Raw genomic sequence first — 25,437 nt, forward strand, 5'->3', positions numbered from 1 at the left:
CGGTTCTTCCTGCGTGTGCTTTCGCGCAGCGGACCGCGGGTGCGCGCCAGCACCCGGCCTTCCCTGCGCCCTCTTGGATGAGAGGGTAGCGAGATGAAGCAAAGCTCGGGCGAAATGCGCCGCGAGGCCGAAGAGGCATGTCTGCGAGCGGAGCTGCGTGCCACAAACCAGATCTCGTAGGGTGGGCAAAGCGCAGCGTGCCCACGCCTCGTTGCTTATGGAGGGAGATCGTGGGCACGGCGCTACGCGCCTTTGCCCACCCTACGGCAGCGCCGCTGGGATCTGCACTGGAGCATCGCAATGACTGTGGAGACAGCGTGCGCCACACTCCGCTCTTGTGCCCCGGACGCAGCGCAGCGTCCCCGGCGATGCGAAGCATCGTCCGGTTCGACGGTGCGCTGCAGAGCCGGGCCATCCATCCGCATCGCGCCGTGTTGCCCTGGGTCCCGGCTCTACGCCGCAACGCTTGCGCGTTGCAGCTTGTCCGGGACAAGTGCCTCAATGACCGCGCTTCATCCTCTCCTCGCCATCACCCACCTCGGGTGCCATCGCCGCCCATGCGCTCGATGCGAATTGCCGCCGCCATGTCACGACCACCACGGCGGCCGTGGTCACGAACAGCAGCCAGGGGCTGACGAACCAGCCGAGATAGCCGAGCGCGAAGAAGAAGGCGCGCTGGCCGCGGTTGAAATGGCGGCCGGCGGATTCGAACAGACGCGTGGTGCGGATGACATGGGCTTCCGCCTCCGGCGTGTCGCGCCGCTCGGCCGGCGGCATGCCGCCGAACAGGATCGCGACATAGTTGAACAGGCGATAGGACCAGGCGAATTTGAAGAAGGCGTAGACGCAGATCAGCACGAGGCCGACGCATTTCAGCTCCCACATCGCCGGCGACGTGCTGAGGTCGATCGGCAGCTTGCTCAGAATGGTGATCGCATCGTTGGTGGCGTGCAGCAGCGCCAGCGCGCCGCCGAGCGCGATCAGGCTCGTGGAGGCGAAGAAAGCGGTTCCGTTCTGCAGCGAGGCCATGATCTGCATGTCGACCATGCGCGTCTCACGGTCGAGCAGCCGGCGCACCCAGACCTCCCGATAGCGGTTCATGCGCGCCGACAGGCTGTCGCGGCCGTAGGCCGAATGCTCCAGCGTCAGGGCATAGACCAGCCATTCGATGATGAAGAAGCCGACCGCGGTGATGTCGACCCAATGCCTGCTCATGTCTGTCTCTTGTCCGTCTCTTGTCGGTCTCTTGGCGAGGACCGCAACGATTGCCACGCATGGCGGGACGCAGCAACGATTGATTGGCGGCAGGGGATGGCGTTAAAAGCGGCTCGCTTCAAAGCGTCTCGGGAAGGACTGATGACATGGCTGCGCTGAAACTCGCGATCGGCAACAAGAACTACTCGTCATGGTCGATGCGGCCATGGCTCGCGCTTCGCGCCAACGACATCCCGTTCGTGGAGACGCTGATCCCGCTCTACACCGACAATCCCGCGGACAAGGAGCAGATCCTGTCCTTCAGCCGTGCCGGCAAGGTACCTGTGCTGGTCGACGGCGATGTCACCGTGTGGGATTCGCTCGCCATCATCGAATACATCGCCGAGCGCTATCCGGAAGTGAAGCTGTGGCCCGACGACGTCGCCGCGCGCGCGCATGCCCGATCGGTGTGCGCCGAGATGCATTCCGGCTTCGTGCCCCTGCGCAACGAATGCGGCATGAACCTGCACCGGCCGATCCGGCCCGTGGCGCTGACGGCCGACGCCAAGGCCAACGTCACGCGCATCGAGGAGATCTGGCGCGAGTGCCGGACGCGCTATGGTGCCAAGGGTCCGTTCCTGTTCGGCCGCTTCGGTGCGGCCGATGCGATGTACGCGCCGGTGGTGCATCGCCTGCGCACCTACGCGATCGACGTCGCGCCGGACACCAAGGCCTACATGGAGACGATGATGGCGCTGCCGGCGTTCCAGGAATGGACCCGCGACGGACTGGCCGAAACCCTGGTCATCGAGAAGTTCGAGGACGCCTGACCGGTCGGTCCGAACGAGGCCGCTGGCTGTGTGCCGGCCGGCGGCGCTCACGTTCCGGACATTGACCGGGGCCATATGCCAATCGGGCTGCGACCGGCCCTGCGACATGCCGCCTGAACATGCGGCCCCGGCGGTATCATCGGCCCGCCGGTTCCATCCCTATCATTCTGAAAAGACTGTAAGATTTACCCATTCGCCATGCTGGCATGGCGCTGGCCAAAATGGCTGGCCGCGTGCTATACAGCGCTGGGTTTCTGGCCGGCCGTCGCAGTGGGACCATGGGCGAGGCAGGCGTTGTTTGAGTGATGGAGAGGGTGTTGAAGCACAAATTCCCGATTGGAACGCGCGTATTGTTCACGGCCAGCAACGTCGCGCGCCCTGCTGCCAGCGGCTCGTACGAGGTCATCCGCCTGCTGCCAACCGACGGCGACGACTGCCAGTACCGGATCAAAAGCTCGACCGAAGCCTTCGAACGCGTCGCCAAGGAAAGCCAGCTCGCGCTCTCCTGAAGACCGACGCTCCCCGCGCATTCGCGCCTCTGCGGAATTGTGTCCTGTCGCCGTCAAAAGGCCCGCTTCACCTTCCCAAGGTGGGCCTGGGGGCAGTTGCCGACTCACGGTGCTCGCTTGACCATTCGCTCTCTGCTCGCGTGAGGGGACGTCGCGCATGAACTGGGCATGGGCCACTTCGCTCGACCAAATCTGGCGCTCGCCGGCCTTTCCGATGTGGATGACGCTGGCGGCTGCCGGATTCTTCGGATTGATCCTGCTGATCACGCTGCTGCGCGCCGACAGGTCGGTCGCCAACGGCGCGCTGACCGTCATCACGCTGCTGTCCATTGCGATCGCCGGAGCTGCCACCGTGCGCGTCTATGGACCGGCGGGGCAGGACGCTCCAACCGAAGCGCGCGCGCAAGGTGCCGTCATCGCGAGCCTGCCGGCGCTGTCCTGTCTCGACGATCTCGCCGGCGATGCGGTCGCCATCGGCTGCGAGAAGGCGCTGTTCGGCTCGCCGGATGCCGCGGCTGCCGCCGTCTCCTACACCGCGGCCCGAATCGACCGGCTGACCGCGCTCGGTGATGCCGCGACCGCCGAGAAGAGCCTGACGACGGACCTGAAAGTGCTGCGCAAGGCGCTGGAGCATGATCGCTACGGCCTCGTGGCGCAGGTGCTGGTCGTGCGTGACGGCTGCACGCAGTTCGACTGCGCCGCGTTCCGCTCACTGACCGACCAGCAGCGGGTTGCCGCCAACATGGACGCCCATCTCTACGACATGCTGGTCGCGCGCTATGCGCCAACCTGGAACGCGCCTGCAACGGCGTCGGCGATGCCGGCCACGGCTGCGCTTGCCGGGCTGCCGCCCGCGATGCCGACGGGCAAGCCGACCAGCGCTGAGTTCCCGAGCGCCTCGTCGACGCCGCCGGTCAGCATTATGAATCCGGAGCCCACGGCAACGACGCGTCAGGCGGCGCCCGCGGCCGCGAACGCAGCGGCACCGCGCGCGCCCGCCGCGACGTCGGCACAGGCCGCCGCACCACCGGCCGCGAAGAAGCCGCCGGCCCCGAAGGCGGCTCGTGCTCCCGCGGCAGCACCGGTTCCGCTGGCTCCGCCGCCAGCCTCAGCGGCCGCGCCCGCGGCTGCGGATAACGAGTAGATCGGCATTCCAAATGCGGTGCTGCCCGGCTAATGCTTGGGCATGCCGCTACATCTGATCAAGCTCGCCGTCGGTTGCGACTCCGTCAAGGAATTGAAGGAGTGGATCGCCGAACGGATGCAGACCGCCAAGAAGAAGGGTCTGCCGCAACATCACATCCACATCACCCGCATGGTCCCCAAGCGCGATGCCGAGATCCTCTCGGGCGGGTCGCTCTATTGGGTGATCAAGGGCGAGATCGCCGCGCGGGAAAAGATCATCGGCATCGAGCCGTTCCGCGACAAGGACGGTATCGGGCGCTGCCGGATCGTGATGCAGCCGAAAGTGGTCTCGGTGTCGCCGCGGCCGATGCGCCCGTTCCAGGGCTGGCGCTATCTCGCCGACGAATCCGTGCCGCCCGATCTCGGCAAGTCCGCCGCCGGCTCGATCGCGGCGATGCCGGAGCCGATGCGGCGCGAATTGCGCGATCTCGGGCTGCTCTAAACCGCGATATTGTCGATCAGCCGGGTGTTGCCGAGCTTGGCGGCGACCAGGATCCGCAACGGGCCGTCCTTGCGCGAGGTGAGGGGCGCCAGCGTCTCGGCATGGCGCGCCTCGTAATAGTCGAGCGCAAAGCCGGCCGCCTCGATCGTCGCGGCGCCACGCTTCATGGCCGACGCGATGGCTTCGCCGGCACGGATGCGGCCGGCGCTCTCCTTCATGGCACGGTAGAGGATGGGGGCGGTCTGCCGCTCCTCGGGCGACAGATAGACGTTGCGCGAGGACATCGCGAGCCCGTCGCGCTCGCGCACGGTGCGGGAGCCGACGACCTTCACGCCGAGGTCGAGGTCGCGCGCCATCTGCGTCACCACCCGCAACTGCTGAAAATCCTTTTCGCCGAAGATCGCGAAGTCCGGCCGGCACTGCGTGAACAGCTTGCCGACGACGGTGGCGACGCCGCCGAAGAAATGCGGGCGGAAGCGGTCCTCGAGGCCGGCGATCGCCGGTCCCTCCGGCACGATGCGGGTGGCAAAGCCGTCCGGATACATGGCCTCGACGCCGGGATGCCAGACGATATCGACATCCTCGGCCGCGAGCTTTGCGATGTCGGCCTTCCAGGTGCGCGGATAGGCGCCGAAATCCTCGGTGGGGGCGAACTGGGTCGGGTTGACGAAGATCGAGACCATGACGCGGCTGGCGCGCCGCTTGGCGAGGCGGACGAGAGACACATGGCCGTCATGGAGGGCCCCCATGGTCGGGACCAGCGCGATCGTGGCCTTTCGCTTGCGGAGATTGTCGACGGCGCGGCGCAAGGTTGGGACCGTGCGGGCGATCAAGGGGCTTGCTGACATCAGGACTCGACGGTGTTGGGAATCGGCGCGGCATGACCTGGCGCCAGGGGCGACTAACCTTAACAAGCGGCGATCGTGGACGCCATGCATCCGGATGCGGCACAGCATCCCGCGCAAGGTCGCGCAGGATGTCGCGACATTGTGGGCTGGACTACAGACGAAAGACGGCGCCGCGATTCATGAGAAGTAGGGCGCGCTGCGATTTGCATTACCTGTCACGCATTTCACTTGACCGCAGACGCGGTCAACTCGAAGATATTCATCAGGGGTGTTGAGGATCGCCATGCTTGTGCAGGCTAGCCAAGGCCAATCCGGCTCGGCGCATGTAGTCGTGCTCGGCAACGAGAAGGGCGGTTCCGGCAAGTCGACCACCGCCTTGCACATCGCGGTTGCGCTCCTGAAGGCCGGCCAGCGCGTCGCCACCATCGACCTCGACTGTCGTCAGCAGAGCTTCACCCGCTACATCGGCAACCGCGCTGCCTGGGCACGCCGTACCAAGCTCGACCTCGAACTGCCGGTGCATCGCTGCATCAAGCTCGGCGAAACCATGCAGATCGCGGAGAACGAGAGTTCCGAGTTCCAGCAGTTCATGGAGGCGGTCTCGGCGGTCGAGAGCAGCTTCGACTTCATCGTCATCGATACGCCGGGCACCGACAGTTATCTGATGCGGCTGGCGCACTCGATGGCCGACACCCTGGTCACGCCGATCAACGACAGCTTCCTCGATTTCGACGTGCTCGGCACCGTCGATCCCGCCAACTACGCGGTGACGGGCGAGAGCCATTACGCCGAGATGGTGCGCGACGTCAGGCGCAAGCGCCGCCAGCTCGACGGCTCGACCACCGACTGGATCGTGGTGCGCAATCGCCTGTCGATGCTCGGTTCGCGCAACAAGCAGCTCGTCGCCGAGGGGTTGAAGGATCTGTCGCTGCGGCTCGGCTTCCGCTACGTCGACGGCTTCGCCGAACGCGTCGTCTATCGCGAATTTTTCCCGCGCGGCCTGACGGCCCTCGACGAGATCGACGAGGCCACGCTCGGCATGCGGCCCAATCTCGGCCATCTGACCGCACGGGAGGAGGTGACGAGCCTGCTCCGCCAGCTCAAGCTGCCGCTGGACGAGCGCGGCCGCCGCCGCGCCGCCAACCGTGCCGAATGGTTCAACCAGGTCGACAAGCCGCTCGATGTCCACGACATCCTCGGCGCCTGAGGCGGCGGTATATCACTACTTCCGATCGATCTGATTGATCTGAGGGGGCCGGTTTCCGCGGGAACTGTGGCCGCGTTCCGCCGTTTTCACCTTACGTTGACCGTGAAATTGAACCCAATTGAGGCCGGTTGCGTCGGATGGTGAAGTGCACCCTGACGTAGCTTGGCGAGGACGGGATGCCCATAAAACGTGTGCGGCGCACAATGAAAGGGCTGCCGGTTCACAATATTTGGCCTTCCTGTCACGCGCCTGTGACATATATTAGCGAATAGGCGACAAGGGGCCGAAGAGCCCCGGAAGAACACGATTTTCAACAGGGATTCAGGCCGCAAGAGCCTGAGGCTGAGGACGAAAATGAAGCGTGGAATTGCCGTTCTGGTTTCGGTCAGTGCTCTCTGCGGCATCGCCTATTTCACGGCGAGCAAGTGGGCGATCAAGCACGAGACCATTACCTTCTACGACGCCTCGCGCGACAATCGCCCGGTGCCCGTCGACATCGCGGTGCGTCGCGACAAGGAAATGCAGGCCAATGCCGGCATGATCACGCTGCCGGTCGCAGTGATCAATCACGGCAACACCGTCAAGAACACCGAGTACGGCTTCCTCGCCAACATCTTCGCTGCGCGCGGCTACATGGTCCTGAGCCCGCAGCATGACTTGCCGACCGATCCTCCGATGGTGACCAAGCCCGGCGAGCTCTATGTCGGCCGCCTGCCGCAGATCCTGCGCGGTGTCGCCAACATCCATCTCGCCGTGCAGGAAATGAGGAAGCTTCAGCCCAACGCCGACTACGACAAGGTCACCATGGTCGGCCATTCCATGGGCGGCGACATCACGATGTATTTCGCCAAACAGTATCCGGATGAGGTCAAGAAGGTCGTCACGCTCGACAATTTGCGCGTGCCCTTCGTCACCGCCGGCAAGTTCAAGATCCTGTCGTTCCGCTCCACCGATCCGCAGTTCAAGGCCGATGCGGGCGTGATCCCGACGGACGAGGAATGCGAGAAGGCCGGCATCCAGGTCGTGAAGACCGAATTCCAGCACAACGACATGCGCGACACCGGTCCGGATGTCGCCAAGAACTCGATCCAGGGCATGCTCGACAAATTCCTGAGCGCCACCGACAGCGAGATCGCGCCGGTCGACACGCAATCCTCGCCGCCCAATATCCTCGAGCCCGGTCCGGTCGCCTTGATGGGACCTGCCAAGAGCTGACGTCTTCCCCCTGACGGCGCCCACATCGTCAGTCACGATCTGCAAAGCCCCGCCAGCCTCTGCCGGCGGGGGCTTTGCACATTGACCGGACTGCTTGCGCTAACCACATTAGCCGCCCACGCAGGGTCAAGGCATGTCGGGCGAACCCATCAAACCGCGCAGCGGCGATGCCGTCTCGGCGCAAGCAGGCCGCGGGGTGCCGCAGGCCGGAACGTCGACTGCGGAAGACATCGCCGCCTTCGTCGCCAAGGCGCAGGCGATGTCACCGCATGCGCCGGGCGCGAAGGGGCGGCTGATCTTCGCGCTGGATGCGACGATGAGCCGGCAGCCGACCTGGGACATGGCTTGCGCGCTGCAGGCCGACATGTTTCGCGAGACCGCCGCGCTCGGCAGTCTCGACATCCGGCTGGTCTATTATCGCGGCTTCAACGAGTGCCGCGCCACGGGGTGGATCTCCGACAGCAACAGGCTTGCGGCGTTGATGAGCAAGATCGATTGCCGCGGCGGCGACACCCAGATCGGCAAGGTGCTGACCGAGGCGCGGCGCGAAGCGGTCGCATCGGGCGTGCGCGCCGTCGTCTTCGTCGGCGATGCCATGGAGGAGAAGGTCGACGAGCTCTGCGCCAAGGCCGGCGAGCTCGGCATGCTCAAAGTGCCCGTGTTCGTGTTTCAGGAAGGTCATGACGCCGTCGCCGAGCAGGCCTTTCGCGAGATCGCGCGCCTGACGGGTGGCGCCTGGTGCCGGTTCGATCCGGGTGCGGCGGCGCAGTTGCGCGAGCTGCTGCGGGCCGCTGCGGCCTATGCCGCCGGCGGTCGCGAGGCCCTGTTGAAACTGGCGAAGACTGCGAGCGGCGCGGCCCGGCTGATCGGCCAAATGAAGTAGCGCTCAGGCGTCGCGGCGAGGCGTATGCCATGCATTTTGCCGCGAGGGCGACTATATTCCGCTCATGACCCTGATCGCCGGCGCTGTCGCAATTATCACGCTTTATCTGCTGCTCCAGATGTTTCGCGCTGCCAATCCGGCGGTGCTGGCGAGGGCCATCAGATTCGGTGGCGGCGTGGTGGCGCTGGCGGTCGCAGCGTTCACGGGCTTGCGGGGCGAGCTGGTGGTGGCGATCCCGCTCGGGATTTTCGGCGCCGGGCTGCTGGGCTGGACACCGCTGGCAAACGCCGGCTTCGGCAATGTCGGCGGGCTGTTCGGTGGCGGTGGTGCTGCGCCCGCGTCGGGGCAGTCCTCACGCGTGCGTTCGCAATTCCTGGATATGCGGCTCGACCACGGCTCTGGCCAGCTCGGCGGGCAGATCGTCGCCGGGCCTCACGCCGGGCGCGATCTCGGCGAGTTCGATCTCGCTAGCCTGCTGGCCATGGTCCCGACATTCGACGCCGAGAGCGTGGCCTTACTTGAAAGCTATCTGGACCGCCGGTTTCCCGCCTGGCGTCAGAACGCGCAGAGCGATGCGGCAGGGGGGCAGCGCCGCACGGCGGCGAGCGGCAAAATGACGGCGGAGGAGGCCTATCAGATCCTTGGCTTGCAGCCGGGGGCGGGGCGTGACGACATCAGCCGGGCCCACAAGACCCTGATGAAGAAACTCCATCCCGACCAAGGGGGGTCGAACTATCTCGCTGCCCGTGTAAACGAGGCCAAGGATACTCTGCTTCGTACGCATAACGGCTAACTCCGGCACCACGCTACAAACGCCCGTACCGCGTGAGCTCCGCTTGCTCTGTCTGCCGTCGCCCTGACACCCGCCATTGTCGGCGTGATTGATCTCTTGAGTAAAGTTTTAACCGTAAATCCTTGACGAGAAGTTGTCGCGGAACTGGCATCGGGACCCGCCAAAAACAAAAATGCCCGCGCAAGGCGCGGGCATTTTGATCGGAAGGTCGCGAAAGATCAGTTGCGGACGGTGATGCAGGAGATATCGGCGCGCTTCAGGGTACGGCAGACGGCTTCGGCCTGGTCGCGCTCGAGCCCGGCGAAGCGGGCGCGATAGAGCTTGCGATTGTCCTTGGCGACGACCTCGGTGAACGGATCGGCCTTGCTGAGCAGGCCGCGGGCGGAGCTGCGCGCGGCGTCGATGCGCTGCTGAGCCTCGTTCTCGCTCTCGAGCGCGCCGACCTGGACGATCCAGCCGCTGTGGGTGACCACCGGCTTGGTGGTGGCGCTCATCTGGATCGGCATCGGATCGGCGGAGGCTAGCTTCGGAGCGGCTGGGGCGGGCGCTGCAGCCGGCAGCACCCCGAGGATGCCGTTGCCGGTGCCGAAGCCCGCCGGCTGCCGCGGCAGCTCGGTGCGGGTGATCTCGGCCTTCGGCGCTTCCGGCTGGCTGACGATTTCGGGCTTGTTGATGAGATCGGCCCGGGCGACGACGGCGGTGGAGGTTTCCGCGACGTCGGAACGGGACGAAATGGCGTTGGTAACCGGCGGTGCGACCTGAGCAGGGGCGGCGGAGGCGACCTTCACGGCGCCGGCCTTGACCTGAACGGTCTTGACCCGGACCGGCTTCATCGGCTCGGACGAGCCGGGGATGATGGAGAGCGGCTGGCTCGAGATCACGCCATTGGTAAGCGGCGCCGGCTCGATCTTGGATTCCGTCGGCCGAACTTCAGGCTTGGCTTCGGATCTGGGCTGGGCCGGCGGCACCGCGGCAGTCGCAGCCGCGAGCGTCGACAGGCGTGCGGCCAGACGCGACGGAGCGGCTTCGGGAGCAGGGGCAGAAGCGGCCTGAACCTGCGGAACGGCGCGGGCCGGGGTAGGCGAGGCGTCGGCGACCTCGGTGCTGGCGTCAGCGCCGTTGCGCTCCGTGACCGCGGCGACGGTGTGGGTGGTCGCACCCTTGTCGAGATTCTCCGCGAGCAGGTTGCGCATGATGGCATCGCGCGAGCCGCCGCTGCGGCCGCCGAGCACGACACCGATCAGATGACGGTTGCCGCGGCGCATCGAGGTCACGAGATTGAAGCCGGAGGCGCGGGTGTAGCCGGTCTTGATGCCGTCCACGCCCTCGACATTGCCGAGCAGGTGATTGTGGTTGCGGATCGACTGTCCGCGCCAGTTGAACGTCGCGGTCGCGAAATAGCGATAGTAGCGCGGGAAGCGCTCCTGGATGGCGCGGCCGAGCGTGGCCTGGTCGCGCGCGGTCGTGACCTGCTCGTCGTTGGGAAGGCCGTTGGCGTTGCGGTACACCGTCTTGGACATGCCGAGCGAGCGCGCCTTGCGCGTCATCATCTGGGCGAAGTCGTCCTCGTCGCCGGCGATCGCTTCGGCGATCACAACGGCTGCGTCGTTGGCGGAGCGGGTGACGAGACCCTTGATCGCGTCCTCGACGCGAATGGTCTGGCCGGCGCGCAAATTCAGCTTGGTCGGATCCTGATCGGCGGCGTGCTGGGACACCGGCATCTCGGTGTCGAGCTTCATCTTGCCGGACTCGAGACGCTCGAACAGCAGATAGAGCGTCATGATCTTGGTGAGCGAGGCGGGGTGGCGGATGCCGTCCGGGGCGTTCGACTGAAGCACCGCGCCGGAATTGCCGTCGACGATGATGGACGCGAATTTCGGGCTGGAGCTCTCGGACACGTCGCGCTGCACCCGGTGGTGCGCGTAATGGCGGCGATGACGCCGCGCCTCGGCGGCATCGGTGGTGAAGATGACCGCGGTGGTGACCGTAAGAAGCCCGAAAACGCCAACCCGCGCCAAGCGCGAGGAAGACAAGTTTTTACGAAGCATGGAACCCCGTCCCCGTTTCTCAACTGATCACCGGCTCGTGAGGCGAAATTGTGCCCAATGGACCCGGGATCATTACCTGCTCAGGCTGTCCCTCCGCTGGTGTTCGCCGCGGGGGACGTTGGGCCTGAACCGCTATTCTGGCTAAGGTGATGGTCTCAAACGGCTTTTGACCGTCTGCGGAAGTTGAACACGTCCAGGGAATCAGGGTAGGGGTCCGCGGTTTCCAAATGCTTAAAGAACCCTTGCGGGAAACCCCGGGAATCTCCGCGAATTGCGTCCAGTTTTGTGCGTCGCACAAAGATTCTTGACTTTTTTGTGCGTTGCACTAATTGTGGGCAGAGTCAGGGAGCCGGGGCTTCCCGACGAGAGCCAGGGAAAAGGATTCCGAAATGTTCAAGGTTGAAGACTTTCAGAACTACGGGAAAGAGCACTTCGAGCAGTACGTCGCCTCCGCGACCTCGGTGCAGCACGGCCTCCAGGCGATCGCCAGCGCCTATGGCGACTATACGAAGAAGTCGTTCGAAGACACCAAGAGCTTCGTCGAGAAGCTTTCCGGCGTGAAGTCGCTGGACAAGGCCATGGAAGCGCAGACCGATTTCGCCCGTTCCGCCTACGAGACCTTCGTTGCGGAATCGCAGAAGATCGCCGGCCTCTACGGCGACCTCGCCAAGCAGGCGTTCAAGCCGGTCGAGACCATCGTGTCGAAGTTCACCCCGGCTGCTCAGTAAATTTTTCAGGACGTCCTGGAATCGAAAAGCCCGGCTGAACCAGCCGGGCTTTTTGTTTGGACACGGTCGATCCGTCAGCGCGCCACGCGCAGCTTCGACAGCGAGGTGCCGATGTCCTTGAACACCGAAGCGGTCTGGTTGGCCGACGTGACGAGATAGAACTTGTCGGAGCTGCTGGCGCAATATTGCAGCACGCTCGAGGTCGGATCGCTGCCGGTGTTCACCTGCACGGTGTAGATCGTGATGTTGTTGGGCTGGGCCTTGGCGTTGTCGCACAGCTTCTTCTGCCTTGCGTCGATCTGCGAGGCGTCGCTGTACCAGCGGTTCTGCGTGTTGAGACCGTCGGAAAGAAGCACGATCGCATCCTTGTAGGTGTAGTTGGTGTCCTTCGCCGGCGCGTCCATGGGATCCCCGCCCGATAGCGTCATCCAACCCCAGGCCAGGCCGATGCCCTGGTTGGTGTTACCGGTGGGCTTCATGGCGTCGATCCGGTCCTTGAGCGAGCTCCAGTCGTAGCTCAGCGGCATGATCGGCTGCAGATAGGATGAGCTACCCGTGTTGCAGTAGGAGTATTGCTCGGCCGGGAAGAGCGTCCCCACATTGCCGCTGGTCGGCGTCGTGTTCTTGGTGTCGAAATCCTGGTCGCGGTCGGTGACGCAACCGGTCCAGGTGTTCTGGTTGGCCGGCGTCCATTTCCAGTTATTGCAGTTCCAGTTGTTGCCGGAGGTGCAGCTCCAGCTGCCGTTCGCGGCTTCCCAATCGCTGAAATCGACCCAGTACTTGTTGTAGTTGCTGGCGCCGACATTGACGTCCTTCGCGAAGGGAACGATCGAGATGTAGACGTCGCCGGTATTCTTGGCGAGCGTGCTGAGCTGATCGACCAGGTTCTTCGCGGCCGTCTGCATCGCCGCCATCTTGCCGTCGCTGGCCATCGACCCGGTGTTGTCGAGCACAAGGGCCACGCGCATGCGCGTCAAGCCCCAGGCGCTGGTGGAGGAGGTGTCGATGCCGAGTGTCGGGAAGCCGGCGATCTTCATGAAGTTGGTCGTGTAGGTGCCGGTTCCGGTGAGCTGGATTGTCGAGCCAAGGCTGGTGCTCGCGTTGTAGGTGGCCCCGACGGTGACCGATGGCAGGGTCGTGGTGTCGGTGAACAGGGCATTGAAATAGGTTTGCGCCTTGCTGCTGATCTGCGACGTCGTGATCGTGCCGGATGACAGGTCCCTGGAGAGCATCAGCGCGGTGGAGTCGAGGGCCGACTGCATGGAGGTGCGGGCCTGGGCGGCGCGGCTATAATCGATCGCGGCACCGACGAAGCTCAGCACCGGGACCAGCGCGATGGCGAAGATCACGGCGATATTGCCTTGCTCGGCCACTACAAAGCGGGCGAATTGCCGACCAAGGCGGCTGACGAGCGGCAGGCGAGACATGACGATCCCCGAAATCGGTGTTTTGCCCGATTTCGCGCCACGCCATTGAACGGCAGGTAAATTGGACCGTAGAAAACCGGAGCCACCGCGTGAAACGGTCGCAGCCGGGTTAACAGCCGGGGTTCCTGGTCAACATGTTCTAAACGCGCGGGGGCGAAATTTTTGTCAAATCGGTCCGGATTGTTTAACCTTGCTCCTGATCGCCCGGACCGGGAATCGGGACTGCCGTGGCCGCATCGGCCGGACCTTTGCCCGCTTGCGGCGGGCCGGGGGCAGGCCCATATTGCTGGCGAACGATCCGGCTTGGACCGGATTGTCGGGAGCGGCGATCCAACAAGGCGGCGCGCCTGCGCCAGGCTCCGAAGGGCGGGGTCGCGCGGCGACCGCCATTCGCTTCCATGGGGAATTTGAACGCCTGAGCCATGCCGCAATTGACTTCCAGACTCGACCTGTCCGCGCCAGCCGCTGCCTACGCTCCTCGCATGAGCAATGACGAGAACCGTTCGGGCAACCCCTCGGGTCCGAACACTTCGGTCATCACCAAGGTCAAGCCCAAGACCAAACGGCCGAACCTCTACCGCGTGCTGATCCTGAACGACGACTACACGCCGATGGAGTTCGTCGTCCACGTGCTGGAGAAGTTCTTCAACAAGGACATCGAGGCCGCGACTAAGATCATGCTGCACGTCCATCATCATGGCATCGGGGAGTGCGGCGTGTTCACTTACGAGATCGCCGAGACCAAGGTGACGCAGGTGATGGATTTCGCCCGCAAGCACCAGCATCCGCTGCAATGCGTGATGGAAAAGAAGTAGTCGCCGGTCCCATCTTTAGAGTGGTTCTGCTCGTGCGGTGTGTGATGGCAGCGCATCCTGCTGCATGATCCGGTGAACTTCGGCGCTGGCGTCAACCCTGCCCAAATGGGTAGTCTGCCCAAATCGGAACGGGTTTTGCATCGAAAATACCGCGGGTGTGTCGCCGCCAGAGTCGCGGAACCGGTCTTTCGCCGCGGTCTTGTATAACTATATGTGACAAAGGTTGTTGTTGCCTGACCGGGCGATCACGACCATGATGGTGGGGGCCATAGAGGACGCGAATGCCGACTTTTTCCCAAAGCCTTGAACAATCCCTGCATCGTGCACTGGCGATCGCAAACGAGCGTCATCACCAATACGCGACGCTCGAGCATCTGTTGCTCTCCCTGATCGACGACTCCGATGCAGCCGCCGTGATGCGCGCGTGTAGTGTCGATCTCGACAAGCTCCGCACGAGCCTGGTTAATTATCTTGAGACCGAGTTCGAGAATCTGGTCACCGATGGCGCCGACGACGCCAAGCCGACCGCCGGCTTCCAACGCGTGATCCAGCGCGCCGTGATTCACGTGCAATCCTCCGGCCGTGAAGAGGTGACCGGTGCCAACGTGCTGATCGCGATCTTCGCCGAGCGCGAGAGCCACGCCGCGTATTTCCTGCAGGAGCAGGACATGACGCGCTATGACGCGGTCAACTACATCAGTCACGGCATTGCCAAGCGGCCTGGCGTCTCCGAGGCGCGGCCGGTGCGTGGCGTCGACGAGGAGACCGAGACCAAGGGCGCCGAGGACGCCAAGAAGAAGGGCGAGGCGCTCGAGACCTATTGCGTCAACCTCAACAAAAAGGCGCGCGACGGCAAGATCGATCCGGTGATCGGACGCAATTCCGAAATCAACCGTGCGATCCAGGTGCTGTGCCGCCGGCAGAAGAACAACCCGTTGTTCGTCGGCGAAGCCGGCGTCGGCAAGACCGCGATCGCGGAGGGCCTCGCCAAGCGCATCGTCGACAGCGAGGTGCCGGAAGTTCTGGCGGCTGCCACGGTGTTCTCGCTCGACATGGGCACACTGCTCGCAGGCACGCGCTATCGCGGCGACTTCGAAGAGCGCCTGAAGCAAGTGCTGAAGGAGCTCGAGGCGCATCCCAACGCCATCCTGTTCATCGACGAGATCCACACCGTGATCGGTGCGGGCGCGACGTCGGGCGGGGCGATGGATGCCTCGAACCTGCTCAAGCCCGCGCTGGCCTCGGGCACCATCCGCTGCATGGGCTCGACTACCTACAAGGAATACCGTCAGCATTTCGAGAAGGACCGCGCGCTGGTGCGGCGCTTCCAGAAGATCGACATCAACGAGCCGACGGTCGAGGACGCCATTGCGATCCTCAAGGGTCTCAAGCCGTACTTCGAGGACTACCACCGGCTGAAGTACACCAACGAGGCGATCGAGGCCGCGGTTCAGCTCTCCTCGCGCTACATCCACGACCGCAAGCTGCCGGACAAGGCGATCGACGTGATCGACGAGTCGGGCGCGGCGCAGATGCTGGTCGCCGAGAACAAGCGCAAGAAGACCATCGGCATCAAGGAGATCGAGACCACGATCGCCTCGATGGCGCGGATCCCGCCGAAGAGCGTGTCGAAGGACGATGCCGAGGTGCTGAAGCATCTCGAGCAGACGCTGAAGCGCACCGTGTTCGGCCAGGACAAGGCGATCGAGTCGCTCGCGGCATCGATCAAGCTGGCGCGCGCCGGCTTGCGCGAGCCGGAGAAGCCGATCGGCTGCTACCTGTTCTCGGGTCCGACCGGCGTCGGCAAGACCGAGGTTGCAAAGCAACTCGCGGCAAGCCTCGGCGTCGAGCTTTTGCGGTTCGACATGTCCGAGTACATGGAGCGGCACACCGTATCGCGCCTGATTGGTGCGCCTCCCGGCTATGTCGGCTTCGACCAGGGCGGCCTGCTCACCGACGGCGTCGACCAGCATCCGCATTGCGTGGTGCTGCTCGACGAAATCGAGAAGGCGCATCCTGATCTCTACAATGTGCTGCTGCAGATCATGGATCACGGCCGGCTCACCGACCACAACGGCAAGCAGGTCAATTTCCGCAACGTGATCCTGATCATGACCACGAATGCGGGTGCTTCCGATCTCGCCAAGCAGGCGTTCGGCTTCACGCGCTCCAAGCGGGAAGGCGACGACCACGAGGCGATCAACCGGCAGTTCGCGCCGGAATTCCGCAACCGTCTCGATGCCGTCGTCTCGTTCGGCCATCTCAGCGTCGAGGTGATCGGCACCGTGGTCGAGAAGTTCGTGCTTCAGCTCGAAGCGCAGCTAGGCGACCGCGACGTCACCATCGAGCTGTCCGAACCGGCCAAGGCCTGGCTGGTCCAGCACGGTTACGACGAGCAGATGGGCGCACGTCCCATGGCCCGCGTGATCCAGGAGCACATCAAGAAGCCGTTGGCTGACGAGGTGTTGTTCGGCAAGCTGAAGGGCGGCGGCCACGTCCGCGTCATCCTGGTCAAGGACGAGGCTGACGAGACCAAGGACAAGATCGGCTTCGAATTCGTCGAGGGGCCGGTCACGCCGAAGCAGGAGAAGCTCCCGGGCACCCGCAAGCGCCCGCCGGGCAAGTCCAAGCCGGGCGGCCCCGGCGGCTCGAAGGGACCGACCTCCAAGGGCCCGCTGGTCAAGGCTTGATCGGCACGCCATGAATTGAAAAGGCCGGCTGAAAAGCCGGCCTTTTTGTTTGTGAGGTTGTGCGTGACCCGTTACGTCCCTGCTTCAGGCGCGGGCGCCGCCGCAGGAGGCCGTGGCTTCTTCGGCGCGGCCGGCCGCGCGCGGACCGACGGCTGCATCGTCACGATGACCGGATTGGGCTTGTGATCGGTGGCCGCCCCCGTTGCGGCATCGACGCCCATGCCGACCACGCCGCCGAGCAGGAGATTGCCGGCGAAGCCCGCGGCCCCTGATGTCTGTACGTCCCGGCTGAGCGGCACGATCTGCGGCTCGTAGCCTTCCTTCTGGAAGGTGATCGAAATGTCGGCATTCCGCTTGACGACCACGGAGCAGGGCGTCGTGCAGGTGGTCGGAACTTCCATTCCGCTGACGACGGCTTCCACGCCTGACGGTGTCGATGAGATGCTGATGTTTTCGGTTGTGCCGCGCGTCACAGACGCGCAGCCGCCCAGCATGACGCTGAGCGCCACAATTCCCACTAAACGCATGAAATGCCCCTTATTCCCCACGGCAATGAAGCGCAACCGGAGCGCGAGGGCAATAGGTCATTGGTCCGGATAGTTAAGCCACGCAGGGGTTGTACACGGGAATGGCCGGTACCTGCACGTGGGGCTCTGTCAGTCGCCCCGCAGGCGCTGATCGTCCTGCACGCGGACATGCTCGGCGCCGCGCGCACCAACCGGAGACAGCCGCAACATGCTCAGCACCGCGCCGCAGAGCGCAAATCCGACGCCCGCGAGCAGCGCCAGCCTGGTCCCCTCAACGGGATACCGTCCGAGCAACAGCGCCACCAGCGCAGCGCCGGTGGTCTGGCCGAGCAGGCGCGCCGTGCCCAGCATGCCGCTGGCGCCGCCGGCGCGCTCGCGCGGGGCGGCTGCGATCATGGTGCGGTTGTTGGGGGTCTGGAACAGACCGAACCCGGCGCCGGCCAGCGCCATGCGCCAGATAACGTCGAGCGCCGTAGGCGCTGCCGGCAGGAAGGCGAGCGCGGCGAGGCCGCAGGCGAACAGCGTGAGGCCGATGCCGCCGAGCAGGCCGGCCGGATAACGTTCGACCAGGCGGCCGGCGAGGGGCGCTGCGAACGCCACGGCGATCGGCCATGGCGTGATCAGGAGGCCCATATGCACCGCCGAATAGCCGAAGCGGCTCTGGAGGTAGAAGGGGATCGCGACGAAGGCCAGCATCTGCCCGCAGAACGAGGCGATCGAGGTCGCGATCGACAGCGCGAACACGGGGATGCGCAACAGGTCGACCGGCAGCAGCGGCGAAGTCATGTGGGTTTCGCGCCAGATCAGCAGTGCGCCTGCGACGATGGCGATGGCGAACTGCACGAGGCAGGTGATGGCGGCCTCGCCATGACCGACGCTGTCGACGGCCGCGATCCCGACGCCGAAGGTGATCGCCGAAAGCCCCGCGCTCTGCCAGTCGAACGAATGGCCGGCGGGCTTTGTGTGCGGCAGGCTGCGCAGGCCCAGCACCAGCGTCACCGCGCCGAGCGGCACGTTGATGGCGAACAGCCACGGCCAGCTTCCGACCGCGAGGATGCCTGCTGCCAGCGTCGGGCCGATGGCGGCCGAGAAGGCGACGACGAGCGCATTGAGCCCGATGCCGCGGCCGAGCTGGCTGCGCGGGTAGGTGAAGCGTACCAGCGCTGCGTTGACGCTCATGATGCCGGCCGCGCCAAAGCCCTGGATGATGCGCGCGACCGTCAGCAGCGGCAGCGTATGCGCCAGCGCGCAGAAGGCGGACGCCAGCGTGAACAGCACCAGCCCGACCAGATAGACGCGGCGATAGCCGACGATCTCCCCGAGCGAAGCCAGCGGCAGCAGCGAGATCGTGATCGCAAGCTGGTAGCCGTTGACGATCCAGATCGAGAAGGCTGGACTTGCGTCGAGGTCGGCCGCGATCGTCGGCAGCGCGACATTGGCGATGGCGCTGTCGACCACCGCCATGATGATGCCCAGCGCAATGGTCAGCACCGCCTGGTTGCGCTGCGGCTGCGGCAGGCCGTCGGCATGCTCGATGGGGGCGGACGACATGATGGAGGCGCGCTTGATTCGAGCCGTGTTTCATCTCCCGAACAGGAAATTGCCGGATTGACGGCAACCCGTCAGGCCAGCCGCAGTTCCCGCAACGGAAGCACTCGTGGCGGCTCGGCAAACACAAAGATTCTCGCGCTAGACCGCCGGCGGATTGCGGTCGGTAAAGGTCGTGCGCTGGTGCCAGTAGGGATAGGGCAGCGTCACCTTGCTCGCCGCGTCGAGCTTGGCGATCTGGTCCTTGGTCAGCGACCAGCTGACGGCGCCGAGATTTTCGCGCAGCTGCGTCTCGTTGCGCGCGCCGATGATCAGCGTCGCCACGGTCGGGCGCTGCAGCAGCCAGTTCAGCGCGATCTGCGACACGCTCTTGCCGGTTTCCTTCGCGACCTCGTCGATGGCATCGACGACACGATAGACATGCTCGTCCGGCACCGGCGGTCCGAACTCGGCGGTCTTGGGCAGGCGGCTCACCTCGGGCTTCGGCTGACCTCGGCGAAGCTTGCCGGTGAGGCGTCCCCATCCGAGCGGCGACCAGACCACGGCACCTAGCCCCTGGTCGAGGCCGAGCGGCATCAACTCCCATTCGTAATCGCGCCCAATCAGCGAATAATAGGTCTGGTTGGCCACGTAGCGCGGAAAACCGTGCTTGTCGGCGACGGCGAGCGACTTCATCAGGTGCCAGCCGGAAAAATTCGAAACGCCGACATAGCGGATCTTGCCGGCGCGCACGAGCGTATCGAGGGTCGCGAGCACCTCCTCGGGCGGGGTGAAGGCGTCGAAGCCGTGGAGCTGGAACAGGTCGATGTAGTCGGTGCCGAGCCGGCTCAGTGAACCGTCGATGGCTGCGAGCAGATGCTGCCGTGACGAGCCGATGTCGTTGGGGCCGTCGCCGAAGCGAAACGTGGCCTTGGTCGAGACCAGCACCTTGTCGCGGCGGCCCTTGATGGCCTCGCCGAGAACGCGTTCGGACTCGCCGAGCGAATAGACGTCCGCGGTGTCGAACATCGACACGCCGGCCTCGAGGCAGATATCCAGCAGGCGCCGCGCCTCGGTCGCGTCGGTCGTGCCCCACGCGGCAAGGCGGCCGACGCCGCCGAAGGTGCCGGTGCCAAGGCTCAAAGCGGGCACCATGAGGCCTGACCGGCCCAAGCGTCGGTATTCCATCGATATGCTCCTCGGCTGGCCGCTGATTGATCATTGCCGCCTTGGCACTGAGGTTAGCGCAAGCGGGTGCCGTGTCCTATCACGCGCTCACATACCGGCCTTGCTTGGACGCCCTAATCGTGCCGAAGCATGTCGTCGAACGCGGCATCAACGATGCGCGGGCCGACAATCTTCGCCGAAAATTTCGCCTCGTCCTTTGCCACAGATGGGGGAGCGCAGCCGAGCTCACGATTGCGCGTCTGCTGCGGCAGGAGAGCCAAACCCCATCCCACCACGACCAGCACTGCGAGACGGATCGCGATGACGCTCAGCAACAGCTCCGTTCCGCTTATCGTGGCCTGAGTCCTCATGCGCGCCAGCCTGATGCAGGCGGCAGGGCAAGACAATCTGGAATTCACGAGCATTGCCTTCGCCGCAAGCGAAGGCTCCGGCCAATGGCTGTCCCGATCTCAGTGCCGCAGCTGGCTCTGCCTGAAATCGCGCGGCGACATCCCAAAATGCTCGCGGAAGACCCGGCCGAAATGCGAGAGGTCGTTAAAACCCCAGGCGAAGGCGATCTCGCTGATGTGGCGATGGACGAGCATGGGCGAGACGAGGTCGCGCCGGCACTGCGCAAGGCGTTCGGCGAGGACGTAACGTTGGAACGAGGTCTCCTCGTCGGCGAGAAGGTCGTTCACGTAGCGCGGCGAAATGCCGAGCGCAGCCGCGGTCTCCGACAATGAAAGGTCGGGGTCGGCGAGGTGGGCGCGGACATGCGCCTTGAGCCGGTAGATCAGCGCGGAGCGGTGGGTCGAGGATGGCAGCGACGTCTTGCCGAGCCGCTCGCTCAGCGCCATCGCGAGCAGATCGACGGCCTGTTCGGACAGAACGGCGGCGTTGCCAGGGGCGAGCCGGTCGGCACTCTGGCAGAGCCGGAAGATGAAATCATAGGCGAGCCGCTCGAGCGGTGCCTCAGGGCCGAACGACATCGCGGTCAGCGTCTCCGTGCCGCCGAGCCGGCGCTGCAACATCTCGCGCGGCACCTTGAAGATGGTCTGCGTGAAAGCGTCGTTGAACTTCAGCTCATAGGGGCGCGTGGTGTCGTAGAGCGCGAACTCGCCGGGATGAACCACGGTCTCGCGGCCGTCCTGCACCACGCCGCCGTCGCCGCGATGGCCGAGCGCCACCAGGACGAAATCCTGATCCGAGCGCGCGATGCGGGAGGGCGTGCGGAACACATGCTGGCGGTCGGAACAGACCTCGGAGCACACCGCCTTGCCGAGCGCGGCTTGCGTCACCGAGCCGCGAAAGGCGCTGCCGAGATCGGACTTGCAGTCGAGCCCGACGAAGACGTCGCAGACGATGTCCTGCCAGAGGGCGAGCCGCCGGTAGCCCGGGCTGCCGTCCGTCGTGAACTGGATTGGCATCGGCGGGCCTCCCTTTCACATCCAGCGAAATCGCATGTTGGCGCAGATCCAGCCCGATCCGAGGCAAATCCCGTACCGGTCCGAAATCCCGGCCGGTCGAGTTTTTGTTCCGCCGCGGTCGAGCGGCCGGTTGCCCGCTTTGGCCCAATAGACTGCATCGGAGATGGCTTCCGATCAACCGGCAATGGAGGCGGCAATGGGCATCGAACATCCGAAATACAAGGTGGCGGTGGTGCAGGCGGCGCCGGCCTGGCTCGATCTCGACGCCTCCATCGACAAGTCGATCGCGCTGATCAGGGAGGCCGCGGAAAAGGGCGCCAGGCTGATCGCCTTTCCCGAGGCCTTCATCCCCGGTTACCCCTGGCACATCTGGATGGACTCGCCGGCCTGGGCAATCGGCCGCGGCTTCGTGCAGCGCTATTTCGACAACTCGCTGTCCTATGACAGCCCGCAGGCCGAGTGCTTGCGCGATGCCGTACGCAAGGCCAGGCTCACCGCCGTGATCGGCCTGTCCGAACGCGACGGCGGCAGCCTCTATCTGGCGCAATGGCTGATCGGGCCCGATGGCGAAACCATCGCCAAGCGCCGCAAGCTGCGGCCGACCCATGCCGAGCGTACCGTCTACGGCGAGGGCGACGGCAGCGATCTCGCCGTGCATGCGAGGGCCGACATCGGCCGTCTCGGCGCGCTGTGCTGCTGGGAGCATCTCCAGCCGCTGTCGAAATACGCGATGTACGCCCAGAACGAGCAGGTGCATGTCGCGGCCTGGCCGAGCTTCTCGCTCTATGATCCCTTCGCGCCGGCGCTCGGCGCCGAGGTCAACAACGCCGCCTCGCGCGTCTACGCGGTGGAGGGCTCCTGCTTCGTGCTCGCGCCTTGCGCGACGGTCTCGCAAGCGATGATCGACGAGCTCTGCGACCGGCCGGACAAGCATGCGCTGCTGCATGCCGGCGGCGGCTTTGCCGCGATCTACGGTCCCGACGGCAGCCAGATCGGCGACAAGCTGGCGCCGGATCAGGAGGGGTTATTGATCGCCGAGATCGACCTCGGCGCCATCGGTGTTGCCAAGAACGCGGCAGATCCGGCCGGGCATTATTCGCGGCCCGACGTGACGCGGCTGCTGCTGAACAAGAAGCGGTACCAACGCGTCGAGCAATTTGCGTTGCCGGTGGATGCCGTCGAGCCCACGGACATTGCCGCGGCGGCGAGCTGATCACCGAGATCGAGAGGAGGGTGCGATCATGGAATCTGCAATTCCTCAGCATCTCGAGACTCAGCGCACGCGCCACAAGCGCGTGCCTGATGATTACCAGCCGCCTTACCCGTCGTTCGTTGCGCGCTACAAGCCGACCGTGAGCCGCGTCGTGATGGCCTATTTCGGTGTGCAGTATCGTGGCAAGGCGCCGGCTGCCGCAACGGAGGCGCTCCTTGAGATCGCGGAGCGCTTTTCGGCCGAAAGCGGGCCTTTGCATTGGGATCGCGCGCGCTATGTCGACCAGACCGGCTATGAGACCATCGTCTCGGTCGCCTATTGGGACACCATTGCGCGCTTTGACGCCTGGCTCGAACCGGCACGCGCGGCATGGACCGGGAGGCAGCGCGACGGCGTCGGCACCTTCATCGAGGTGCTGCGTCCCATTGTGGCGCGGCACGAGACGCTGTTCTCTTCGCCCGACCGGACCGAAGGTGTCGCGGCCATCGCCGGCGGCATGAGCGGCGAGGTGCAGGAGCACGCTTATTGGGGCGGCATGCGCGACCGTATCCCGCTGTCGCAAACCGATCCGATGACGCCCGGCGGCGCGCCGGAACTGATCCGGGACGGCGGGCGGCTACGCGTGAGGCCGCACGACAATCTCTGCCTGATCCGTTCCGGGCAGGACTGGAGCGATACCGAGGCATCGGAGCGAAAGCTCTATCTCGACGACGTCGAGCCGGTGCTGCGCGAAGGCATGGATTTCCTGCGCGACGAGGGTCTTGCTATCGGCTGCTATGCCAACCGCTACATGCAGGTGCTCCACGCTGATGGCAGCGTGAGCGAAAAGTCCTACGGCCAGAGCTGGTGGAAGAGTCTGGCGGCGCTCGAACGCTGGGCGGAGTCGCATCCGACCCATGTCAGGATTTTTGGTGCGGCGATGAAATATCTGTCGACGCTCGGCCCGTCAGCCAAGCTGCGGCTCTACCACGAGGTCACGGTGGCGGCCGCCGACGAGCAGTTCTTCGAATATCTGAACTGCCATCCCAAGACGGGGATGCTTGCGGCGGTCGAGATGGTTAGCGCCTAGGCCACGCAGTGGCCGAGCAGCTCGGGATGCGCGGCGCAGATGTGATGCGCGCCGGCGTCCCTGAGCTCGGTCTCGCTGCCATAGCCATAGAGCACGCCGATCGCGGTCATGCCGTTGGTGCGGGCGCCGATCACATCGTGGCTGCGGTCGCCGATCATGATGGCGCTGCTCGCGTCGACCTTGGTCTCGTCGAGCGCGTAGCGCAGCAGGTCGCGCTTGTCGACGCGGGTGCCGTCGAGCTCGGAGCCGAACACGCGCTCGAAGTACGGCTTCAGGCCGAAATGATCGACGATGCGGGTGGCGTAGACCGCGGGCTTGCTGGTCGCCACGAACATGCGCGGCGTCGTTGCGGCCACCGCGGCGAGCGTGTCGTGGATGCCCTGATAGAGCGCATTCTCGAACAGGCCGACCTCGGAAAACCGCTCGCGGTAGAGTAGCAGCGCCCGGTCAGCAAGTTCGTCGGTTCCGACGAGCCTCTTCAGGCTGGCATGCAGCGGCGGCCCAATGCACCAGGTCAGCTCGTCCTGGCTCGGGACCGGCTGGTCGAGTTTTTTCAGGGCATACTGGATCGAACCGGTGATCCCGGGCTTTGGATCGGTGAGTGTGCCGTCGAGATCAAAATAGATTGTCCGCATTTTGGCCGAGCTCAGCGTTGATTGTTCCGGCCGTTGCTAGTTGCCTTGGGGCCCGAGTTCAAGGGCTTGGAGCGAAATGCAGCTTGGTGGGGTCCAGAAGCTGATCTGGCAGTTGCTCGTGGCAGCGTTCGTCTGCACGCCGGCGCTGGCCGAGGACGCACCGGTTCCTCCCACGCAGCTCGGCCCCGAAGCCCCCGCAAAGCCGTCGCCATCGCCCGATTCGGCACGCGAGAGCGACACGCGGGAGTCGATCTGCCTGATCATCGAGGCCGCCGCGCGCGATGCCAATCTCCCGCTGGAATTCTTACGCCCGGGTGATCTGGCAGGAAAGCCGCTTCCAGGCCGACGCGGTAGGCCCGACGACACGCAGCGGCGAGCACGCACAGGGGATCGCGCAGTTCATGCCGGGCACCGCGAGCGAGCGCGGGCTGCTCAATCCGTTCAATCCGGTGCAGGCATTGCCGAAGTCGGCAGAGTTCTTGAACGAGCTACGCAACCAGTTCGGCAATCTCGGCCTTGCGGCCGCCGCCTACAACGCAGGTCCGCGGCGCGTGCAGGAATGGCTCGCCGGCACCGGCGGCATGCCGGAGCAGACCCGCAACTATGTCTTGGCCATCACCGGCACGAGCGTCGATGCCTGGGCCAAGGCAGGAGCGACCGGCAAGGGCCCGCCGAGCGCGCCGCCGACGAGCTGTCGCGACCTGATGGCGCTGCTCAAGCGCGCGCCGAATGCTTTCGTCGCCGAGCTCGAGCAGCATGTCGAGCTTGCGGCCGCAAAGGTCTGGGGCGTGCAGCTCGCCGCCGGCTTCGATCGCAACAGGGCACTGGCGATGTATTCCCGCGCCGTCACGCGGCTCGGTGCCGCGATCGGCGAGCGTGATCCGAGCCTGCTGAGTTCAGTGATGCGCAGCCGCGGCACGCGCGCCTTCTACCAGGTGCGCATCGGCGCCGACACGCGCAGCGAGGCGGATGATCTCTGTAACCGGATCAGGAAGGCCGGCGGCGCGTGCTTCGTGCTGAAGAACCGAGGTGTGAGCGGATAGCGCCTCTCGTCATTC

Annotated in this window: 23 protein-coding genes and 1 pseudogene; 14 read left to right on the forward strand and 10 right to left on the reverse strand. The window is 65.0% G+C overall.

The genetic code is table 11. The features are described 5' to 3' along the window. Nucleotides 1-498 precede the first annotated feature (498 nt). Entirely contained in the window at nucleotides 499-1,215 is a 717-nt protein-coding gene (locus RAD10_RS32095; RefSeq protein WP_461620551.1) for a DUF599 domain-containing protein, read from the reverse strand. 146 nt (nucleotides 1,216-1,361) lie between these two features. On the opposite strand from RAD10_RS32095, the gene RAD10_RS32100 reads away from it, so the two are divergent. The 4 genes from RAD10_RS32100 to RAD10_RS32115 all read left to right on the forward strand — a co-directional run bounded on the left by RAD10_RS32100 (nucleotide 1,362) and on the right by RAD10_RS32115 (nucleotide 4,160). Continuing rightward, nucleotides 1,362-2,024 (forward strand): glutathione S-transferase family protein, encoded by a 663-nt coding sequence (locus RAD10_RS32100; protein ID WP_461620552.1) that lies wholly within the window; start codon nucleotides 1,362-1,364, stop codon nucleotides 2,022-2,024. A gap of 305 nt (nucleotides 2,025-2,329) precedes the next feature. Then, nucleotides 2,330-2,533 carry a hypothetical protein gene (locus tag RAD10_RS32105; RefSeq protein WP_018321158.1) on the forward strand — a complete coding sequence of 68 codons (204 nt, stop codon included), beginning with the start codon at nucleotides 2,330-2,332 and terminating at the stop codon, nucleotides 2,531-2,533. 157 nt (nucleotides 2,534-2,690) lie between these two features. Beyond that, complete coding sequence (locus RAD10_RS32110) at nucleotides 2,691-3,677, forward strand: hypothetical protein (RefSeq protein WP_461620553.1); 987 nt, start codon at nucleotides 2,691-2,693, stop codon at nucleotides 3,675-3,677. 42 nt (nucleotides 3,678-3,719) lie between these two features. After that, the gene (locus RAD10_RS32115; protein WP_461620554.1) at nucleotides 3,720-4,160 is read left to right on the forward strand and encodes a DUF1489 family protein; all 441 of its coding nucleotides are present in this window, start codon (nucleotides 3,720-3,722) and stop codon (nucleotides 4,158-4,160) included. On the opposite strand, the gene panC is transcribed toward RAD10_RS32115, so the two are convergent. Then, entirely contained in the window at nucleotides 4,157-5,008 is an 852-nt protein-coding gene (gene panC, locus RAD10_RS32120; RefSeq protein WP_461620555.1) for a pantoate--beta-alanine ligase, read from the reverse strand. The genes RAD10_RS32115 and panC overlap by 4 nt on opposite strands. 283 nt (nucleotides 5,009-5,291) lie before the next feature. Between panC and RAD10_RS32125 the strand changes: the two genes are divergently transcribed. From RAD10_RS32125 to RAD10_RS32140, 4 genes are all read left to right on the forward strand, one after another. Further along, nucleotides 5,292-6,215, forward strand: a complete 924-nt coding sequence (locus RAD10_RS32125) for a division plane positioning ATPase MipZ (protein WP_461620556.1) — start codon at nucleotides 5,292-5,294, stop codon at nucleotides 6,213-6,215. A gap of 354 nt (nucleotides 6,216-6,569) precedes the next feature. Then, nucleotides 6,570-7,430, forward strand: coding sequence for an alpha/beta fold hydrolase (locus RAD10_RS32130; RefSeq protein ID WP_018321153.1), 861 nt, complete (start codon nucleotides 6,570-6,572; stop codon nucleotides 7,428-7,430). 133 nt (nucleotides 7,431-7,563) lie between these two features. Continuing rightward, the gene (locus tag RAD10_RS32135; protein WP_461620557.1) at nucleotides 7,564-8,313 is read left to right on the forward strand and encodes a vWA domain-containing protein; all 750 of its coding nucleotides are present in this window, start codon (nucleotides 7,564-7,566) and stop codon (nucleotides 8,311-8,313) included. A 64-nt stretch (nucleotides 8,314-8,377) separates the two neighbouring features. Beyond that, nucleotides 8,378-9,106 (forward strand): DnaJ domain-containing protein, encoded by a 729-nt coding sequence (locus RAD10_RS32140; protein WP_028143977.1) that lies wholly within the window; start codon nucleotides 8,378-8,380, stop codon nucleotides 9,104-9,106. Between the two features lie 218 nt (nucleotides 9,107-9,324). Here RAD10_RS32140 and RAD10_RS32145 read toward each other — a convergent pair whose 3' ends face one another. Next, entirely contained in the window at nucleotides 9,325-11,154 is a 1,830-nt protein-coding gene (locus tag RAD10_RS32145) for a serine hydrolase (RefSeq protein ID WP_461620558.1), read from the reverse strand. Nucleotides 11,155-11,543: 389 nt separating this feature from the next. Between RAD10_RS32145 and RAD10_RS32150 the strand changes: the two genes are divergently transcribed. After that, nucleotides 11,544-11,882, forward strand: coding sequence for a phasin family protein (locus tag RAD10_RS32150; RefSeq protein WP_246929305.1), 339 nt, complete (start codon nucleotides 11,544-11,546; stop codon nucleotides 11,880-11,882). Nucleotides 11,883-11,956: 74 nt separating this feature from the next. Here the strand turns inward: RAD10_RS32150 and RAD10_RS32155 are convergent, their stop codons facing one another. Further along, the gene (locus RAD10_RS32155; protein ID WP_461620559.1) at nucleotides 11,957-13,309 is read right to left on the reverse strand and encodes a TadE/TadG family type IV pilus assembly protein; all 1,353 of its coding nucleotides are present in this window, start codon (nucleotides 13,307-13,309) and stop codon (nucleotides 11,957-11,959) included. A gap of 482 nt (nucleotides 13,310-13,791) precedes the next feature. Here RAD10_RS32155 and clpS point away from each other — a divergent pair, with 482 nt between their 5' ends. Together clpS and clpA are read left to right on the forward strand one after the other, a co-directional pair. Beyond that, nucleotides 13,792-14,124, forward strand: coding sequence for an ATP-dependent Clp protease adapter ClpS (gene clpS / locus RAD10_RS32160; protein WP_026202494.1), 333 nt, complete (start codon nucleotides 13,792-13,794; stop codon nucleotides 14,122-14,124). 281 nt (nucleotides 14,125-14,405) lie between these two features. Beyond that, nucleotides 14,406-16,814, forward strand: coding sequence for an ATP-dependent Clp protease ATP-binding subunit ClpA (clpA, locus tag RAD10_RS32165; RefSeq protein WP_461620560.1), 2,409 nt, complete (start codon nucleotides 14,406-14,408; stop codon nucleotides 16,812-16,814). 71 nt (nucleotides 16,815-16,885) lie between these two features. Here the strand turns inward: clpA and RAD10_RS32170 are convergent, their stop codons facing one another. The 5 genes from RAD10_RS32170 to RAD10_RS32190 form a co-directional block, all read right to left on the reverse strand. Further along, nucleotides 16,886-17,341 (reverse strand): PEGA domain-containing protein, encoded by a 456-nt coding sequence (locus RAD10_RS32170; protein ID WP_461620561.1) that lies wholly within the window; start codon nucleotides 17,339-17,341, stop codon nucleotides 16,886-16,888. A gap of 129 nt (nucleotides 17,342-17,470) precedes the next feature. Continuing rightward, nucleotides 17,471-18,892: an MFS transporter gene (locus RAD10_RS32175; protein WP_461620562.1), complete on the reverse strand. Its 1,422-nt coding sequence runs from the start codon at nucleotides 18,890-18,892 to the stop codon at nucleotides 17,471-17,473. A gap of 138 nt (nucleotides 18,893-19,030) precedes the next feature. Then, a complete protein-coding gene (locus RAD10_RS32180; RefSeq protein WP_461620563.1) occupies nucleotides 19,031-20,056 on the reverse strand; it encodes an aldo/keto reductase in 1,026 nt (341 codons plus the stop codon). Nucleotides 20,057-20,169: 113 nt separating this feature from the next. Then, the gene (locus RAD10_RS32185) at nucleotides 20,170-20,370 is read right to left on the reverse strand and encodes a hypothetical protein (protein ID WP_461620564.1); all 201 of its coding nucleotides are present in this window, start codon (nucleotides 20,368-20,370) and stop codon (nucleotides 20,170-20,172) included. A 135-nt stretch (nucleotides 20,371-20,505) separates the two neighbouring features. Then, nucleotides 20,506-21,462, reverse strand: a complete 957-nt coding sequence (locus RAD10_RS32190) for an AraC-like ligand-binding domain-containing protein (RefSeq protein WP_461620565.1) — start codon at nucleotides 21,460-21,462, stop codon at nucleotides 20,506-20,508. A 196-nt stretch (nucleotides 21,463-21,658) separates the two neighbouring features. Between RAD10_RS32190 and RAD10_RS32195 the strand changes: the two genes are divergently transcribed. Next, nucleotides 21,659-22,675: a carbon-nitrogen hydrolase family protein gene (locus RAD10_RS32195; protein WP_461620566.1), complete on the forward strand. Its 1,017-nt coding sequence runs from the start codon at nucleotides 21,659-21,661 to the stop codon at nucleotides 22,673-22,675. Nucleotides 22,676-22,703: 28 nt separating this feature from the next. Continuing rightward, entirely contained in the window at nucleotides 22,704-23,744 is a 1,041-nt protein-coding gene (locus RAD10_RS32200; protein WP_461620567.1) for a phenylacetaldoxime dehydratase family protein, read from the forward strand. Here RAD10_RS32200 and RAD10_RS32205 read toward each other — a convergent pair. Then, complete coding sequence (locus RAD10_RS32205; protein ID WP_461620568.1) at nucleotides 23,741-24,379, reverse strand: HAD family hydrolase; 639 nt, start codon at nucleotides 24,377-24,379, stop codon at nucleotides 23,741-23,743. The genes RAD10_RS32200 and RAD10_RS32205 overlap by 4 nt on opposite strands. A gap of 76 nt (nucleotides 24,380-24,455) precedes the next feature. Between RAD10_RS32205 and RAD10_RS32210 the strand changes: the two are divergent. Continuing rightward, nucleotides 24,456-25,422 (forward strand): annotated as a pseudogene (locus RAD10_RS32210) (lytic transglycosylase domain-containing protein). Nucleotides 25,423-25,437: the final 15 nt, after the last annotated feature.

This window comes from Bradyrhizobium sp. 23AC, assembly GCF_054863025.1.

Bases quoted from the DNA above. Each gene is read 5' to 3' on its own strand.
- RAD10_RS32095 (WP_461620551.1), bottom strand. From the start codon at position 1,215: ATGAGCAGGCATTGGGTCGACATCACCGCGGTCGGCTTCTTCATCATC.
- RAD10_RS32100 (WP_461620552.1), top strand. From the start codon at position 1,362: ATGGCTGCGCTGAAACTCGCGATCGGCAACAAGAACTACTCGTCATGG.
- RAD10_RS32105 (WP_018321158.1), top strand. From the start codon at position 2,330: ATGGAGAGGGTGTTGAAGCACAAATTCCCGATTGGAACGCGCGTATTG.
- RAD10_RS32110 (WP_461620553.1), top strand. From the start codon at position 2,691: ATGAACTGGGCATGGGCCACTTCGCTCGACCAAATCTGGCGCTCGCCG.
- RAD10_RS32115 (WP_461620554.1), top strand. From the start codon at position 3,720: ATGCCGCTACATCTGATCAAGCTCGCCGTCGGTTGCGACTCCGTCAAG.
- panC (WP_461620555.1), bottom strand. From the start codon at position 5,008: ATGTCAGCAAGCCCCTTGATCGCCCGCACGGTCCCAACCTTGCGCCGC.
- RAD10_RS32125 (WP_461620556.1), top strand. From the start codon at position 5,292: ATGCTTGTGCAGGCTAGCCAAGGCCAATCCGGCTCGGCGCATGTAGTC.
- RAD10_RS32130 (WP_018321153.1), top strand. From the start codon at position 6,570: ATGAAGCGTGGAATTGCCGTTCTGGTTTCGGTCAGTGCTCTCTGCGGC.
- RAD10_RS32135 (WP_461620557.1), top strand. From the start codon at position 7,564: ATGTCGGGCGAACCCATCAAACCGCGCAGCGGCGATGCCGTCTCGGCG.
- RAD10_RS32140 (WP_028143977.1), top strand. From the start codon at position 8,378: ATGACCCTGATCGCCGGCGCTGTCGCAATTATCACGCTTTATCTGCTG.
- RAD10_RS32145 (WP_461620558.1), bottom strand. From the start codon at position 11,154: ATGCTTCGTAAAAACTTGTCTTCCTCGCGCTTGGCGCGGGTTGGCGTT.
- RAD10_RS32150 (WP_246929305.1), top strand. From the start codon at position 11,544: ATGTTCAAGGTTGAAGACTTTCAGAACTACGGGAAAGAGCACTTCGAG.
- RAD10_RS32155 (WP_461620559.1), bottom strand. From the start codon at position 13,309: ATGTCTCGCCTGCCGCTCGTCAGCCGCCTTGGTCGGCAATTCGCCCGC.
- clpS (WP_026202494.1), top strand. From the start codon at position 13,792: ATGAGCAATGACGAGAACCGTTCGGGCAACCCCTCGGGTCCGAACACT.
- clpA (WP_461620560.1), top strand. From the start codon at position 14,406: ATGCCGACTTTTTCCCAAAGCCTTGAACAATCCCTGCATCGTGCACTG.
- RAD10_RS32170 (WP_461620561.1), bottom strand. From the start codon at position 17,341: ATGCGTTTAGTGGGAATTGTGGCGCTCAGCGTCATGCTGGGCGGCTGC.
- RAD10_RS32175 (WP_461620562.1), bottom strand. From the start codon at position 18,892: ATGTCGTCCGCCCCCATCGAGCATGCCGACGGCCTGCCGCAGCCGCAG.
- RAD10_RS32180 (WP_461620563.1), bottom strand. From the start codon at position 20,056: ATGGAATACCGACGCTTGGGCCGGTCAGGCCTCATGGTGCCCGCTTTG.
- RAD10_RS32190 (WP_461620565.1), bottom strand. From the start codon at position 21,462: ATGCCAATCCAGTTCACGACGGACGGCAGCCCGGGCTACCGGCGGCTC.
- RAD10_RS32195 (WP_461620566.1), top strand. From the start codon at position 21,659: ATGGGCATCGAACATCCGAAATACAAGGTGGCGGTGGTGCAGGCGGCG.
- RAD10_RS32200 (WP_461620567.1), top strand. From the start codon at position 22,704: ATGGAATCTGCAATTCCTCAGCATCTCGAGACTCAGCGCACGCGCCAC.
- RAD10_RS32205 (WP_461620568.1), bottom strand. From the start codon at position 24,379: ATGCGGACAATCTATTTTGATCTCGACGGCACACTCACCGATCCAAAG.